Source organism: Pseudomonas sp. S10E 269 (assembly GCF_002798465.1).
GTDB classification, from domain to species: Bacteria; Pseudomonadota; Gammaproteobacteria; order Pseudomonadales; family Pseudomonadaceae; genus Aquipseudomonas; species Aquipseudomonas pergaminensis.
This window is the reverse complement of record NZ_PHIJ01000001.1, coordinates 5,555,707-5,571,437: the sequence shown is the minus strand read 5'-3', so window position 1 is coordinate 5,571,437 and position 15,731 is coordinate 5,555,707. Positions and strand designations below refer to the sequence as shown.

The 15,731-nt window shown below is 53.9% G+C and carries 12 protein-coding genes and 1 pseudogene; 6 read left to right on the top strand and 7 right to left on the bottom strand.

Translation table 11 applies throughout. From position 1 onward, the window contains the following. Positions 1-35 precede the first annotated feature (35 nt). Positions 36-1,358 carry an OprD family porin gene (locus CWC48_RS25890; protein ID WP_100490659.1) on the bottom strand — a complete coding sequence of 441 codons (1,323 nt, stop codon included), beginning with the start codon at positions 1,356-1,358 and terminating at the stop codon, positions 36-38. 388 nt (positions 1,359-1,746) lie between these two features. Here CWC48_RS25890 and CWC48_RS25885 point away from each other — a divergent pair, with 388 nt between their 5' ends. Then, positions 1,747-2,661, top strand: a complete 915-nt coding sequence (locus CWC48_RS25885; RefSeq protein ID WP_099492049.1) for a LysR family transcriptional regulator — start codon at positions 1,747-1,749, stop codon at positions 2,659-2,661. On the opposite strand, the gene CWC48_RS25880 is transcribed toward CWC48_RS25885, so the two are convergent. Beyond that, entirely contained in the window at positions 2,646-3,419 is a 774-nt protein-coding gene (locus tag CWC48_RS25880; RefSeq protein WP_100490658.1) for an SDR family NAD(P)-dependent oxidoreductase, read from the bottom strand. The genes CWC48_RS25885 and CWC48_RS25880 overlap by 16 nt on opposite strands. A gap of 140 nt (positions 3,420-3,559) precedes the next feature. Between CWC48_RS25880 and CWC48_RS30710 the strand changes: the two are divergent. Then, positions 3,560-3,743: pseudogene (locus CWC48_RS30710) on the top strand (LLM class flavin-dependent oxidoreductase); the annotation flags it as partial. A gap of 50 nt (positions 3,744-3,793) precedes the next feature. Here CWC48_RS30710 and CWC48_RS25870 read toward each other — a convergent pair. After that, positions 3,794-4,663, bottom strand: coding sequence for an oxaloacetate decarboxylase (locus CWC48_RS25870; RefSeq protein WP_028616149.1), 870 nt, complete (start codon positions 4,661-4,663; stop codon positions 3,794-3,796). A gap of 202 nt (positions 4,664-4,865) precedes the next feature. Here CWC48_RS25870 and CWC48_RS25865 point away from each other — a divergent pair, with 202 nt between their 5' ends. Next, a complete protein-coding gene (locus CWC48_RS25865; protein WP_100490657.1) occupies positions 4,866-6,305 on the top strand; it encodes an ATPase domain-containing protein in 1,440 nt (479 codons plus the stop codon). 23 nt (positions 6,306-6,328) lie between these two features. Beyond that, positions 6,329-6,691 carry a response regulator gene (locus CWC48_RS25860; protein WP_100490656.1) on the top strand — a complete coding sequence of 121 codons (363 nt, stop codon included), beginning with the start codon at positions 6,329-6,331 and terminating at the stop codon, positions 6,689-6,691. Positions 6,692-6,709: 18 nt separating this feature from the next. Here CWC48_RS25860 and CWC48_RS25855 read toward each other — a convergent pair whose 3' ends face one another. After that, complete coding sequence (locus tag CWC48_RS25855) at positions 6,710-6,841, bottom strand: DUF2256 domain-containing protein (protein WP_078048468.1); 132 nt, start codon at positions 6,839-6,841, stop codon at positions 6,710-6,712. 85 nt (positions 6,842-6,926) lie between these two features. On the opposite strand from CWC48_RS25855, the gene CWC48_RS25850 reads away from it, so the two are divergent. Together CWC48_RS25850 and CWC48_RS25845 are read left to right on the top strand one after the other, a co-directional pair. After that, positions 6,927-7,538 (top strand): dTMP kinase, encoded by a 612-nt coding sequence (locus CWC48_RS25850; RefSeq protein WP_100490655.1) that lies wholly within the window; start codon positions 6,927-6,929, stop codon positions 7,536-7,538. A 488-nt stretch (positions 7,539-8,026) separates the two neighbouring features. Continuing rightward, on the top strand, positions 8,027-9,112 hold the full coding sequence (locus CWC48_RS25845) for a hypothetical protein (protein ID WP_100490654.1): 1,086 nt from the start codon (positions 8,027-8,029) through the stop codon (positions 9,110-9,112). 204 nt (positions 9,113-9,316) lie between these two features. Here CWC48_RS25845 and CWC48_RS25840 read toward each other — a convergent pair whose 3' ends face one another. From CWC48_RS25840 to CWC48_RS30260, 3 genes are all read right to left on the bottom strand, one after another. Continuing rightward, positions 9,317-9,913, bottom strand: a complete 597-nt coding sequence (locus CWC48_RS25840) for a hypothetical protein (protein WP_100490653.1) — start codon at positions 9,911-9,913, stop codon at positions 9,317-9,319. A gap of 464 nt (positions 9,914-10,377) precedes the next feature. Continuing rightward, positions 10,378-13,305: an AAA family ATPase gene (locus tag CWC48_RS25835; RefSeq protein WP_100490652.1), complete on the bottom strand. Its 2,928-nt coding sequence runs from the start codon at positions 13,303-13,305 to the stop codon at positions 10,378-10,380. A 564-nt stretch (positions 13,306-13,869) separates the two neighbouring features. Beyond that, a complete protein-coding gene (locus CWC48_RS30260) occupies positions 13,870-15,702 on the bottom strand; it encodes an ABC-three component system protein (protein WP_157806774.1) in 1,833 nt (610 codons plus the stop codon). Positions 15,703-15,731 lie beyond the last annotated feature (29 nt).

Below are 15,731 nucleotides of genomic sequence, written 5' to 3'. Positions count from 1 at the left end.
GGTGAGGGAGCTTGCCCCCTCACCACAAAGGCCACTTACAGCAGGGTAAAGGGATAGTCGACGATCAACCGCAGCTCATTGAGATCACCATCGCGCTGGTCGGCGTTTGAGGCCACGATCGCATCACGCAGGCGCAACGACAGGTTTTTCGCCGGACCGCTCTGGATCACGTACTTGGCTTCCACATCCGTCTCGTGGTGGGCGCCATCGGCACCGTAGTCACCTACGTAGGCGCTGTGGTCCGGTGTGTGGGTGCCATTGATGTCGGAACCGTTGATGTAGCGCGCCATGAAACTCAGCCCCGGCACGCCATAACTGGCCACGTTGAGGTCATAACGGATACCCCACGACTGCTCGCCCGGGCCGTTGAAGTCGCCCCATTGCACCGAGTTGGCCAGGTACACCGAATCACCGCCTTCGCCCGCACCGTTGTTGCCAGTGCCGATGTAGTCGAACGGCGTGTCGCCATGCACTTTCTGGAACGACAGCGTCAGCGTGTGCGCCTGCAGGAACGAGTAGGCTGCCGCCACCGAGTAGGTGGTGTTGTTGATCGCCCCGGCCTTGGCGCTGCCCGTGTCGAGGGTGCGGTATAGGTTGCCGTCCAGCGCCAGGGACTGGTCATGCGCCAACGCAATCACGTAGTTGAGGTTGGTGTAGTACTGGCGCCAGATGTCTTCCAGCTCGCCGGCATACAGCGTGGCGCTCAGGGACGGGGTAAAGGTGTATTTGCCGCCGACAAAGCTTGCGCTGTTGGCGGCGATGTTGGCGTAGGTCGCATAGATATCGTGGTCATGGTTGCTGGTCATGCCGCTGTTGGTGCTGGTGAAGTGCCCGGCTTCCAGGTCCAGGCCGGCGATTTCGCTGCTGGTCAGGTCGAAACCGGTGGCGGTCTGCGGCAACAGGCGCGTGCCACCGGTGGCGAAGACGGACGCGGTGGGCTGCATGTCACCGAATTTGAGTTGGGTCTTGGACACTTTGATTTTCACGGCAGCGCCGACCGAGCCGTAGGCGTCTTCGGGATCGCCGTGCCGGTCGGTCGGCAGGTTGCCGGTGCCCGCGTATTCATGGGTGGCATCCAGTTTCAGCCCGCCGTAGGCATAGGCATCCACCCCGAAACCAATGGTGCCTTGGGTAAAGCCCGAGGCGTAGTTGAGCATTGCGCCTTGGGTCCAGTCGCGGTTGTCAGCCCGACCGCCTTCACGGTTGCGGTTCATGTAGTAGTTGCGCAGCAGCCCGGTGATGCTGCTGCCCTCGATAAACCCCTTGGCATCTGCCTGGTCGCTGACGGACTCTGCAAAGGCCATTTGGCTGATACCGGCACACACCGCCAGTGCTAACAGGCTCGACTGTTTAATCATGTTGTGACTTCCCCGGAATAATGAACGCGCGCACAGAAACACCGCACTTATTGGATGGTGCATAACGTGGTATGGGCAGATGTTTGCAGGTGAGCTGTTACGGTTTTTTATTGTGTTCGGCATGGTTGCCGAGGTTGATTCTAAGCCCAGTCTGCGCGGCCTGTAGCGGTGTTCCGGATGAAACTCGATTAATTAAACTTCACGGTATTTAACCTGCCGCGGGTGTAGCGTTGGGCCTGTCTTAGCCGCTCTGCTTCGACAAAATCCTTTGGTTGCCGCCGCAGACTCTGCGGCGGATTTTTTTGCGTGGGCAGTATTTTCAGTGGGCGGCTTAGTTGAACTCACTTATGCTGCGCAACACTGTTGGCTTAACCCGTTGAGACGCCGCATGAGCCTGAAATCCACCCACTTGCCGGCGCTGATCGCGTTCGAATGTGTGGCCCGTCATCTGAATTTCGCGCGGGCGGCAGCCGAGATGGAGGTCACGCCGACGGCCATGTCCAAGACCATCAAGCAGCTTGAAGCGCAATTGGGTGTGCGCCTGTTCAACCGCACCACCCGCAGCGTGGCGCTGACCGAGTCCGGCAGCCAGCTGCTCGACACCCTGGCACCGGCACTGGAGCAGATTCGCTTCTCGGTGCAGCAAGTGCACGACACCGCCAGCCGCCCTTACGGCGCGTTGAAGATCAACAGTTCCTACGTGGCCTATGCCTCGCTGATCGAGCCGCACGTGGCGGCATTCCTCACGCAGTACCCGGATATCACCTTGGATATCGCCCTCGATAATGGCTTGAGCGACATCATTGGCGAAGGTTTCGATGCCGGCATTCGCCTGGGCCAGGCCTTGCAGCGCGACATGATCGCCGTGCCGCTGGGCACGTCGCAGCCGATGGTGGCCGTGGCGGCGCCCGCGTACCTGGCGCGCTCGGCACCGCTGGACACACCCGAAGACCTGCTGGCCCACGACTGCATCCACCAGCGCCTGAGCAGCCGCGGGCCGTACATGGATTGGACGTTTCGCATCGGCAAGGCCACTGTCGCGATCGAGGTGAAGGGGCGCCTGGTGCTGGATGAAATGCGCACCACCTTGTCGGCTGCGCGCCTGGGTTGCGGCGTGGCCCTGGTGTTCCGCCCGTTTGCCCAGGCGGATATCGCCAGCGGTGCACTGGTGGCGTTGCTGGAACATTACGCGGCGCCCGCCGAGACCTTCCACCTGTATTACGCCAACCGTGCGCAAATGCCCGGAAAGCTCCGGGCATTTATCGACTTCTTCCAGACCCGTAACCGTCAGGCCACCGAGTAGCCGCCATCTGCCAGCAAGGCATGGCCGGACACGTAGCTGGCATCTTCCGACCCTAGGAACGCCACCACCGTCGCCATCTCTTCGGCCGTGCCAAATCGGCTGGCCGGGGTGCTGGCGGCGAAAGCGTGCTGGGCGTCCACCGACGGCCAGATCCCGCGATGGTGGAACGGCGTCTCGATCAGGCCCGGGCACAGCGCGTTGACCCGCACGCCCCGCTTGAACCATTCGATGGACGCGGTCTTGGTCATACCGACAATGGCGTGCTTGGTGCCGATATACAGCGCGGCATTCTCGAAACCGATCACGCCGCCCATGGACGCGTTATTGATGATGCTGCCAAAACCCTGTTCGAGCATGACCTTGGCTTGGTACTTCATGCAGTTGAAAACCCCGCGCACATTCGGCTCGAACACCAGGTCGAAGCGTGCATTGTCCTGTTCGACCAGCGGCGCGAACACGCCTTCGGTGCCGGCATTGTTGAAGGCGATGTCCAGCTTGCCATAGGTGTCCACGGCAAATGTGACCATGGCGATGATGTCGGCTTCGCGGGTCACGTCGACGACGATGGAGGACGCGGTGCCGCCATTGGCAGTGATCTCGGCAACCACGTCGTCCAGCTCGCTCTGCCGGCGGGCAGCAGCCACGATCTTCGCGCCGCGCTGGGCCAGGACGACAGCGGCCGCGCGACCAATGCCGGAACTGGCGCCGGTGATCAGCGCGACTTTGCCTTCGAGTTGACGGGTGTTGGAAAGGGTCATGGGAAGCTCCGTTTGTGTGCTGCGCAAGGCGGTGTGCTTGCGCTTCGGAGCACAGGTTACGGCGCGTGATTACCCCTGATAATCCACGCAAATACACACGAGTTATGCGCTATGGGTTCACAGTGCTCAACGACACATAATGGCTGGAGGAGGAGGGCAGTGATGGTTTTCAACGTGATGTTCCCGTGGCTGCCGGGAGGCTTGAATGACGTTGTCGACAAGGTGGTTCCAGCGCTGCAGGCACGCGGGATTTTCCGTCGCAAGTATGAGGGCACGACCTTGCGCGAGAACCTGGGGTTGGCTCGGCCGGGGAATCGGTGTTTTTACCTGAGCGGGAAAGGAGGGGTGTTGCACCCCTCGTCCCGGCTTGCGTATTACTCTTTGACGTCCATGAACTCTTCGGCCCAGGCCACGTAGTTTTCAGGCAAGGTATAGGTGTGCGTCAACTCGGTAGCACTGAGGTTATCGGTGCTGTGGGTCAACTGGCGCTGGGCACGCAGGCTGTCGTAGGTCGCCTTGATCGCGGCAAAGTAGGCACCATGGCCGGCAACCACCACACGCACACCGAGGCTGGCCAGACGCTTGGCGTCATTGAGCTTGGGATTGCCATACGTCACCAGCATCAGCGGTACGGTCAGGTTCTCGGCGATCTTCTCCAGGTGCTCGAAGTCAGCCACACCCACCATGCAAATCCCATCGGCACCGGCTTTCTGATACGCCAGGGTGCGCTCGATCACAGCCTCGGTTGGCAACACACCGGCGTTGGTGCGGGCAATGATCGACAACTCTGGATCAACACGGGCTTCCAGCGCCGCGCGGACCTTGCCGATGCCTTCTTCAATGGAAATCAGGTCGGTGGACTTGCGCCCGAATTGCGCCGGCAGCAACGTGTCTTCAATGGTCAACGCGGCCACACCGGCACGCTCAAGCTCTTCGACAGTGCGCATCACGTTCAGCGCGTTACCGTAGCCATGGTCGGCATCGGCGATGAACGGCAACTGGGCAACACGGCCAATACGGGTGGCTTGCTCAACGAACTCACTCAGGGTGATCAACGCGAAATCGGGCGCGGCCAGTACCTGCAACGAAGCAACGGAGCCACCGAGGATGCCGACTTCGAAACCCAGGTCAGCGGCAATACGCGCGGACATCGGGTCAAAGACGGACGCGGTTTCAACGCAGGTTGGGGTAGCAAGCAATTCACGGAATTTGCGGCGCAGGGCTGAGTGAGAAATCTTTGGCATGGGCTTTCCTGGTTCTGGTCATCGTCTTGTGACGATCAATGTCTATTCGTGGTGGAGCGAGATTAACATGCAGAACAGCGGGGGATGATGACGTTTCAGCATTAGGGTTATGGAGAGGCGGGAATGGCTCCAGAGCAAAAATGGGGTTAGCATTCCGCTTCACTCGGCTTAAACAGCCTGTTTTTCAGATCAGGGTCGTATCGTGGAAAAGCTAAAACGCCTTCAAAGTGGAATCGAAGGGCTAGACGCTCTGCTCAAGGGTGGGCTGGTAGCAGGCGCTTCATACATCATCCAAGGGCGCCCAGGGTCTGGAAAAACGATCCTTGCCAACCAGCTTGGGTTCCATCATGCGAACAATGGAGGAAGGGTTCTGGTCGCCACGCTGCTGGCCGAATCACACGACCGACTCTTTCAATTCCTTTCGACTCTGAGCTTCTTCGACGCTTCCAAGGTTGGCGCCGAAATCCAATTTGTCAGTGCGTTTGACACGTTGGAAAACGACGGACTGGACGAGGTGGTGAAACTGCTGCGGCGCGAGATAAGCCGTCAAAAAGCCACAGTGATGGTAGTAGACGGCTTGCTCAATGCGCGCTCCAAAGCAGATTCGCACATCGATACCAAGAAATTCATTTCCGAGTTGCAAGGGCATGCCGCTTTCGCAGGTTGCACAGTGCTGTTTCTCACCAGTTCCCGTCTGGACGACGGCAGCCCTGAGCACACCATGGTTGATGGGGTGATTGAGATGGGCGAGGAGCTGTTCGGCACTCGGTCAGTACGTCGAATTCAGCTTCGTAAAACTCGCGGCAGCTCAGCAATGACCGGTCTTCACGAGTGTGAAATTACCGAAAATGGCTTGGTGGTTTACCCGCGACTCGAAAGTCTCTACAGCCACCCGTCCTCTCCCGACAGCGCCGACATGACCCGTATCGCCAGTGGGATTGAATCACTGGACGACATCCTGGGCGGGGGGCTGCACAGTTCCAGCGTGACTCTGGTAATCGGCCCTTCCGGTATTGGTAAAACCACCCTTGGCCTCAAATTTCTGGCTGAGTCGACTGTGGAAGCACCGGGCCTGCATTTTGGCTTCTACGAAAGCCCGGAGCGGTTGCGACTCAAAGGCCAATCACTCGGTATCGATATAAAGGGCATGGAAGGCAGCGGCGCCTTGAGCATTGCCTGGCAGCCTACTACTGAGGGGTTGCTGGATGGGTTGGCCACACGACTACTGAGTCTCGTAGAAGAGAAGGGCATCAAGCGCGTGTTTCTCGATAGCCTTAGCGGTATGACGCGAGTCTCGACGAATCCCGCACGGATTACTGACTTCTTCAGTGCACTGATGAACGAGCTGCGATCCAGGGGCGTTACGGTATTTGCCTCCTGGGAAATGCGCGATCTATTTGGTTCCGAGGTCAGCGCACCAAACTCTGACCTGTCTAGCATCGTCGACAACCTGATGCTGATGCGGTTTTCTGAGAATCACTCTGAACTAAGCCGGACGCTATCCATTCTTAAGGTAAGAGACAGCTCTTACGATCCCTCACGATTTGAGGTCATCATCCGTGATTATGATGTTTTCCTGAAAAAGGCTTCAAGACATGAACCATCGGTCCCCGCTGAGTCATCGCCCGGTTCAATTTCTTAAGCTTTTGTGTGGGTTGAATTAACATGACCACCATCCTGGTCGTCGACGACGAGTATTTGATCGCTGATATCCTTAGCTTCGCGCTGGAGGATGAGGGGTACATGGTCGTAACGGCGAGCAATGGTCGAAAAGGACTCGAGGTTCTCGAGAGAGAACGGCCTGCTTTGATCATTACCGACTATATGATGCCGGTCATGAGTGGCGAGGAATTCGCCACCGCCATTCGAGCGCTGCCTGCGGCAAATAAATTGCCGATCATCTTAATAAGCGGTGCTCAGGCGCATATCGGAATAGAGAGATCGGATCTTTTTGATGCTGTATTGGCCAAACCCTTCAACATCGACTTGATCATCGCCGAAGTCAAAAAGCTCCTGGCAGCTGATTAGTCAGCTGCTGGAGCAGGGTCAGCTTTTGCTGCGCCGGCAACGCTCCGAGCAGTAGCGCACTTCATCCCAGCAGCGTGCCCATTTCTTCCTCCACGTGAAGGGAAGTCCACAGGTCACGCAGGTTTTTACGGGAAGCTCACTCTTTTTCACAGATATAACTACCGGCTGGGTCGATCACTCAATCACGTCGACAAGAAGAGGCGTGGTTATCATTATCCTGATCACTGTGTGACAAATGAATATTCCGTTTTTTGTTTCCCTGGATGGGCCCAAAGGCACCGGCAAAACTACGCTGTTGGAGGCTGTAACGGCAACGCTGAGGGCGCACAACAAGAAAGTCATCCGACTTTGCGAGAGAAAAAGCGATCCCTACAGAAGGGAAACCATGGCCCTGGTTAACGAACTTGCCAGAAATCCCTCGCGGGATCTGGAATGGGCTGTGTGCGAGCGTTTTGCCGAGAGTCGCAGCTGGATATCCCGGAACGTACTGACTCAGCAGCCGTTGGACAGCATTATCCTGATTGATCGCTGGTATCCGTCCGATGCTGCGTTTCGACACACCATCTCGTTTGCAGAGATTCTCCAGTTGAACCGGGAGCGGGACGTGCGAGTGCCGGATGTGCATGTCGGCGTTGTCACCGCGCCGGATATTTCGTGGGCAAGGGCAGCTGCACGGTCGCGAGGATTGGGCGGTACGGTAATCCAGAAGTATGCAGAGCATGTTGCATGCACAGAGATGTTCGAGCAGGCCGTTGCGGAGCATGGCTGGGTGATGTGCCGGAATGAAGGTGCGATCGAAGACGCAGTGAAGCAGGTGGTTGCTGAGATCTACAAAGTCGCTGGGTGACACGCATAGCGTAATACATAATTTAACATAATATACATTATGCGAAAGCCGAGCCTGTTCGTGTGTGTTGCGTAACACAGGAAATTACCTAGGCTCAAATGCAACGCTTCCTGCACATCAGTACTGGCCCCCTGACGCTTGAATGTACAAGTAATAAGATATATAGCGTTGAGCCACCAAGCGATATCAAGTGACGCTTGTATCAAATGCGATTACCGCAGGCCAGCAGTGACATGCCTATCAGGTTTTTTATGGAATCACCCTTTTCCGGTCAGGGGATCTTGTCTAAGCGCACGTCAATGGATTTTCTCGCAGTGCATATTGCGCCTCAGAGGTCCTTGATGCAATGCTCCACTAAAACCTGAAGTGTTGTCACATTCGGCTACGGTGATCCTATCAATTCTTGCGCCATCATCACTAGGCCGAAAAACCCTAACCTGGTTTACCTACGAGATCATAAAGTTTAGCCTATTAAATTGAGGTACATCTTGCGCGACGCCACCCATCAAAATGAGAGTTTTGCTATCGAATTCAAGGACAGAATCGCAGCGTTTTCAGAACAGCAGGCGGTTAAGTTTTTCAATCTTGTATTGGATTTGGGAGAAACCTACGGTACGGGCTATCAGTTTGAAGGTGCAATTCATTTAGTGCTGGATAACAGTGTTATACAGTCATACAAGCACAGGAATACTCAGCCACATCGTGAGTTACAAGCTTTGGCATATACGGCATTCTGCCGCTTTGTGACTGGATGGGGCGATCGCGAGACTTACTTGGCGCTATCGCCGGCGGCGATTTACGAACACTTGGGGCGTCCTGACCAAGTCACCAGAACTCAAATAGAAAGGGCTTGCGCTGAGCTATCTGAATATTTTTCAGAAACAGGGCTAAAAATAAAGATGATCGGTTTTAGAAGCCCTTCGGAACTGATGCAACACCTCCAAGCAATAGCCGCAGATGACAAATACTTAAGCGATTATTTTAAAGAAGTGGAATTTTCCGATTGGAAGACTGATTTGCGAGCGCCATTTGGCGTGAAAATCCCGCTAAACATCGCTTTTTCTAAAATACCTGACAACCTGCCACTCCAATACTTTAGCCCATGGTACGTTAAATTTGTTCTTTCTAGTCGAGTGGAACGACTGATTGCGCAACAGTCTCAACAAAACATTGAGGCTCGACCGATCATGAGTGGTGAGCTATCAGAATCACTTGCAGCAATGAATGATTTTACTAAGAAAGGTGTTTTAAGAGGGTTGGGTGACATTGACATGCTTCAACTGTGCGATATAAACAGCCAATACCAGAGCAAAGCCAGTCAAGTGCTGCTTGGACAAACTTTTGATAAAGGCCTATCTAAAGTCCTTCACCATAGAACTGTTTTTTTTGAAAGCAGCTATATCGAATATGGAACTGCACAGACAGAGGCACAAATAGAGGCCTCTGTGAGACTAATGACATCTAATCCATTCAAAGCCCAAGACGCTCGTGCTGAAAAATTTAGCGAATATCTATCAAGTTTCTGTGAAACGCTTAAAACAACCTGTATTGAGGCGCAAAAAAAAGCGCGCTAGTTAATTGTTTCGCTTTGCTTTGTTCAAGCAGCCTCCTGCACATCGTATGACTGTGCGAGGGCAGCAGGTTGTTACTGTATACGAAAAACTACACTTGCAAACACCTGATGGCGCAAGCCAGTGAGATCCTCACTGCCAAACTATCTCGCAAGCCTGTCGACACGCGTAGGGTAAATAAAAAATCCCTTTTTGCTCTCATGCCATTTAGCAACCTAGCTCGGGGTTCGATGCATAGGCTTGTGAAACGAGGAGGAGTGTTTTGGAAGCAACAGCATAGATAACTGCCAAGCCCGTTATCATAAATGTTAAGAACCACAGCATGCTATTAATAGAGGCTGGATCCATAAGGTTCGTAACGCCAATCATCACCATACCGTACAGCAGCGGGATCAGAGAGAGGCAGATCGCAAGCTTGGTTAGTCTTTCATACATAAAAATAGACCCAATCCTTTCATTGCAACGAGACGAGCTGTTAGCGGACTTTAATGTCAGCCTGGCACGAATCAGATCGTAAATTGAAGCTGCGCCCCCTACGAAGCAAACCCAAGCCATCGGATCGTTTAGCATAAACTTCGACTGAGATCCAAAAAAATAAAGGATGAGGTAGCCAGCAGGTGCTATCAGCAGGAAAAGCACCACCCCGTAGATATCGAAGGCCGCCTCGATGAACTGTTTCTTAAAATCTCCTTTCAATCCTCGGCCGATACGCCAATACATCAGAGGAGTGAATAAGATCGCTATTATAAGGACGAAGGCTGTGGACACTTGGACCCATTCCTTGGCATAAAAACTTTCGAACATCAAGCCGGTTTCCTCGCACTTAAATAACAAGTTAGTTTATTTTGATTTATACGCCAAGTTTTAGAATCAGATCTCATGCCCTTCCGTATCTCGGTCCCTATAGGCTGAATCATTCAAGTAAATAGGACCGATTCAATCTAACCCAACGTTTGGTCGAAAGGATCCTGAGATTTCAAAACAGCCGACTAAGTCGTCGGATTATCCAGCTTCATAAGGCAGCGGGATTTACAGCCTACTTCAGCCACTTGTAGAAACGATAATAACCATAACAAGAAACCGCTATTGCACCCGCAGGCCACAGTCATTTCCTGTCTGGTAAAAATCGAAGGGCTCGAAGCGTCGACGTTTTGTCTAGCCGCGTTTCAGAAACAAATCGCGTCAGATTCAAGCATCCCAGTTGGACCTGCCTTGGTCTCCCGCTTCAATCCAATCCAATCCAATCCAATCCAGGTTCCTCCCCTCCCCTAACTGGCGGCAACTGACATTCCTTCCATCGGATAAACGGTACTCAGCCGGATCCCGCTTCGACCATTCCCGTCGAGTTCCAGTATTCGGAGAGGCGGCTGCCGCCCATTTGGTGTTTCTACCAAATCCACACCAGAAAACTTTTCTATTAGGTGACGGGCCAAAACTCGACTCGACGTGGTAATAACGAGATTAAGCGTATTACTGCTTTCTAAGACAGTTGCTCGCAAAATGTCGAGCAGGCCGACGCGATTCAAGTCGTCTAAATGGACGATCGGCTCATCAAGAAAGAAAGTCCCACCAAGGCTGCGCGCGCGCGCCAGGAATAAAGCAAGTGCAAGGTCCTGTCGCTGCCCTTGGCTAAAGTCTTTGCCGGGATCGAGTTGCTGACCACCCGCGTCGGCGAGCCAGTGAAGAAAATCACTATCCGCACCGAGGTTTATCCGGTCAAATACACGATTAGCGTGCATGCGTGCGAAGAGCGGATTTACCACGCGGCTAAGGTCTTGAACCTTTTGACGGCTAATTGTGGTGTAGGCCTCATAGAACACTGCGCGCGCGCGATTCGCGGCATCCAACCGCCCTCTCATCACCCTGGCTTCATCTACTAAAAGCTGAGTTGCTTGCTGGAGTTCCAACAGACGAGAGCGACGAGATTCTGCTGCCCATGCTGCACGAGCTGCCTCAATGTGTCCTTCAATCAAAGTAAGGCGAACGCCTTCCTTTGAGAGTTCAGACATCAATTTATCAAGTTCTGCGTTCGACCAGTCAATATCAGGTGAGGCCTGTTGCCATGCCGATTGTAAGGAGGCGAGTTCCGCTGATTTTTGCTCTAAAACTGAACGGCACTCCTTCAAACTTTGCTGCAACGCAGCATATTTTGCGCGTAGTTCGTCACGATTATTGCTCGCAGCCTCGATAGACTTTGCTAGTTCAGCAAGCTCGAGTTGTAGTACACGGTTTCTGGCCTCGAAGACGGCCTCCAGGTGTTGGTGGAGGTCGGCGACACGGACTCCCGAAGTGGGCATGCGAAATTCGGAGCCGAAAACTGTAGGAGAAATTCCATCACGGGCTGATAGTAGTGTGGCAATAGCATCGGCTACATCCAGACGCCATGCGAGAGATTTGAACTCTACTTCCGTTGCACCTTTTACGACGCCTAGCCTCTCCAACTCGCGAAGCCGAACAGCATTCGCCAACTGCAGATCAGAACGTTCTTTTTCCAGCCTTTCTAGATTTTTTTGCTTTTGCAGGGCCGCACCGAGTTGGATTTGTGCTAGTTTGGCCGCATCCTCTGCTGCGGCCACTCCAGCCCTGGCTGCCACGACTAAATCTGGCGCGGCCGAAAGAGTTGCATCGATCGCAGATCTTAGATTTTCGACGCCCTCCCAGTCATGTGAGCAAAGAGGGCATTTGCCCATTTCCACGCCGTGGTCATGCCCCAAAAGATCCCTCGCAGCGGCTTGTAAGCGAGCCACAGGGCTCGCAACAGCATCCAGCAGATTCGCAGTAGCTTTGGCGTTTGAGATGGCCTCAGCAGCTTGTCGCTGCAAACGCTCCAGCTCTTCACGTGAGGGAGCGTCGGTGCGGGCAGCATCAACCTCAACATCCAACTCCTTTAAATGCTTGGTCTCATATGCGGATCGGGAACTGGACAACTCAAGTGTTTTTAACTCTCGACGACGTTGTTGTCGTGCATTAGGAGTCCATTGGTTTTCCGGATATTTGTGAGAAAGCTCTATTAGGCTTAGAGAAAGATCATCGACAAAACCGCCATCCAAAAGAGTGGCGACGACCGTTGCACTCAGATGAGACAGTTGGTCCTGAGCTTCCGCAAGTTCTTGCGCCAACAGATAGGTGGATTCACGCCGAGAACTGAAATCAGTGAGTGTAGTAGCAGCTTGCCTTCCATCCAGTTCAATCTGGGCTAAAGACTGCGCCAATGCGGTTTCAAGGTTGATGCCGTCAGAGACAGCCACTTCGAGGCTGTTCCGAATACTCCATTTTGCCTCGACATGCTTGGCTGCGTGTGAGCGTGCATCGAATAAGTGCTTGTGACGGCGGTGCAACGCAGTAAGCGAGGCGAGTTGATCGTCGAGGTTGGGCTGCTCGACGAACCACTGAATATCTTCGGGGGCAAAGAGATTCGCGGCAGTATCAGCCTCGAAACGCGACGAGCTCGAGCGCGAATCCCCGGCAGTCTCATCAGGGCCAAGAGCGATCTCCAGATCAGCGACCTCCGCTGATTTGGATTCAGTCATATTGGTAAGGTTTCGCAGGCGCCTACTGATTTCAACAATGTATTTCTCACATTGACGCTCAGCATCAAGCAGATGGCGAATTCCTAGCAGATCCGCGAAGACTTGAGTTCGTCGCTCGATAGTTTCTTCGTCGGTATCGACCAGGGCTGCTAGCGCTTCAGAACTCAAAAAGCGCGTTCCTTTAAGCCACCGCTGTCGTAAATTTATAGCCGTTAACGCGTGTGCTTCGTCGGCCGCGGCTACCGGAGCCAAGAGCGCTAGAAGTTCGTTGGGGCGAAGGATAGCTGCGGCACCTTCATCTGCACCAAATGCTGCAGATGATTGTGATCCATTAACAGCACGTCGAATGAATTGTTGCGCTCCATCGATATAGAGATTTGCAGCTGCTGAAGTAACAGCGTCATTTTGACTGGGAAACTTCGGGTTCAGGACCAAAGCATCAAAGCCGCTGCCCTCCTTCAATCGTTCTACCTGTCCTGTGAGCAGCCATTCAGCAGCCTCACACATTGTTGTCTTGCCGGTGCCGTTTGGGGCGTATACCACTGTCAATGGCGAGCTGAAATCAAAGCGGACAGCGTCGTTGATTCCGCGAAAGTGAGACACATTGAGAGAATTAAGTCTAATTCCGCGCATTCGGCGCCCTCTCATGAAGTAAAACTGTTCCATTTACGCCAAGCGTTGATAGCTCAGTCCAAAGTGCCTGCGCTTCAGAGTCCAGCTCTGGCCATCCCAGTTCGCTACTTGAGGGTGCAGAAGCCTCTGGCAGCCCCAAAACTGTTATGTCGGCTACGCGTTGCCATAGGCCCGGTTCATGACTTTGGTCTGCAGGCGTCGAAGGCCAAATTATGTGCTTGCGGCATACCTGAGACGAGAGCTCCAGTCGGCGAATTTTCTCTCGAGCATCCACCTCAGGAGGCTGCGGCAGGGCAAGCACCAGATAGCCATCTATCAGCCCCCCAAGTGAACTCCGTTCTTTTCGGACAAGAACTTCATCAAACCATGCTTGACCTTGCGCCGCTGCATGCTCAACGGAAGCATAGTCACCCCCACGACAAGGCCATAGCAGGACAAGTGCGTAAGACGAAGACCAGAGCGCTGTCCCAGCAGGGGCGGAGATCGCTATTCCTGGAGAGGGAAGATCCGCAGCGCGGTCGAGACCTACCTTTATGCATAGCTCATTAAGCTGCTCACGGGCGGAGGTCCAAGACTCGGAGTTTTCAATCATACTTCCTAATCCCTAAAAAGTGAGGCGATCTGACCGAGCAACTCCTCGACTCGCTCGTCATCTTCTGATGCCTCGTAATCGGCGTAGACCGCTGCGGCTTTCGACAATCCGAGACCGGCCACTCGACGCATACCTCGAAGCCCCCCAATGTCGCCTAATACAGGTGCAAGTGACCCACCTGCACGGAGGTCGGCGTTACCTTTTGGAGAAATGCTGAAATCATCACGCCTCTCGGGATGAAATTCGCCGTCCGCCAGGTCTCCATGGGGAGTTGCTCCAAGCACGACCAAATGCGGATGTGGACCGCCTGAGTCCCTCCATTCTCCGAGAATACGTCTAAGCGCCCTAGGTGACTCTTTATGAGAGCGCCATACCAGTAAATGCCGGTTTTGAGAGCGAACAATGAGCTGACCTGTGGCACCAGTAGAGTCTTGCCAATCTATGCCATCAATCGATTTCAGCGTTGCCAGCGCGTGAAGTCCGGCTCGGAGAGCGCTGATCACTTCCGGATCAGCAATCGCGTCAGGATCAACCTTCTTGTTGAAATCTGTTCCCTCCAAAATGGCGTTGAGTATGGCACCTGAGTCGGCCAATGGATTGGTGCGTAAGTGCACACCGATTTCGGCGATGCCTGCGCTTAGCCTTGGGGCAGCGTCAGTAGCTGGCGGATACCTACGTAAAAAACGTTCAATCTCATAGGTGACTTTATTAGGCACGGACGTAACAGGGACCATCATCCCCGTGCTCTGGAGAAGACAAACCATATTACCCCGCCAAATCAACAGACTGTTGACAGGGTTGTATGGCGGCCAGTGCACAATACCCGCAGTAACGGATGGGTACGTCCCTCGTACTACTGCTCCCACAATGCCCTGTGCATTCAGCGACCTGGCCGCAGGGAGATTCTTCTGACCGTGAGGCATCTCAGTCAGCGACGCAAAGACACCGCTGAGGCTTCTCCATTTGTCGTTTGACTCATCTGCCACCGGAACATCGTGAGCGACGTTGCACAGTGCAACTATTCCTTGTCGACCGGCAAGAACATGGTTCAAAAGGGAGTCGATAGCAATCCCCCAATTTTGGTTGTATCCGGTCTGAAGCAAGGAACCTACGATGAGCGCAGGACGGTCATTGTTCAGACTCTCGAGTTTGCGGCGGATACGTGACTGAGGTGAATTTTGGTTCTGCCCGGCTGGCCTTAATAAATCTGCACAGATCAGAGGAAACAGGTCTAGGTCGTTGAAACGCAAATGCAGAAGCGTGTCATGGGGCTGCACATCGTCTAATTGGACGGCCTCATAACTTTGCTGGAGAGCATTTTTAAGATAAGTGATGCAGTGCGTCTGACCGTTCGGCTCATGAATCCAACACCAGCCGCCATTCACACGCATTACGGGGCTGATACCGTTACGAGCCTGGTCCCAAGCGAGGTGTCTTACGGTGTCGCCTTCGGACGATGCCTCACACCATTGGAGAACTGCTTGACCCAACGAAAGACCAAAACCGGTAATTAGCACAAGCGACCGATTCATCGCTCTGACAAGGGCATCTACAGTACTCCAATCCACAGAGCCCAGTGCCCACTCTGGCGCAACAATGAGCACAGGGTCACCAGCGGGCGCAATCGTGGACAAAGCGGGGCCCGTCCCATCTGGATGTGCCTCGAGCAAATTGCGCAAAACGTTCAACGCAGCCGGCCGACTGTGATCGTTTAACGCCTCATTAATGGTTGCCGGCAGCTGGAGCAGGCAAAGATTAAGTCCATTGGTGGGGCGAAGCGAGCAATTGATTTGAACGCTCGTGTAGTTATCTAGAAACTCAAAATTCAGTTCAGGCACAATAGTGCAGCCATCAACCTAGGGCATCG

Bases quoted from the DNA above. Each gene is read 5' to 3' on its own strand.
- CWC48_RS25850 (WP_100490655.1), top strand. From the start codon at position 6,927: ATGAATATTCCGTTTTTTGTTTCCCTGGATGGGCCCAAAGGCACCGGC.
- CWC48_RS25880 (WP_100490658.1), bottom strand. From the start codon at position 3,419: ATGACCCTTTCCAACACCCGTCAACTCGAAGGCAAAGTCGCGCTGATC.
- CWC48_RS25885 (WP_099492049.1), top strand. From the start codon at position 1,747: ATGAGCCTGAAATCCACCCACTTGCCGGCGCTGATCGCGTTCGAATGT.
- CWC48_RS25860 (WP_100490656.1), top strand. From the start codon at position 6,329: ATGACCACCATCCTGGTCGTCGACGACGAGTATTTGATCGCTGATATC.
- CWC48_RS25835 (WP_100490652.1), bottom strand. From the start codon at position 13,305: ATGGAACAGTTTTACTTCATGAGAGGGCGCCGAATGCGCGGAATTAGA.
- CWC48_RS25890 (WP_100490659.1), bottom strand. From the start codon at position 1,358: ATGATTAAACAGTCGAGCCTGTTAGCACTGGCGGTGTGTGCCGGTATC.
- CWC48_RS25840 (WP_100490653.1), bottom strand. From the start codon at position 9,913: ATGTTCGAAAGTTTTTATGCCAAGGAATGGGTCCAAGTGTCCACAGCC.
- CWC48_RS25870 (WP_028616149.1), bottom strand. From the start codon at position 4,663: ATGCCAAAGATTTCTCACTCAGCCCTGCGCCGCAAATTCCGTGAATTG.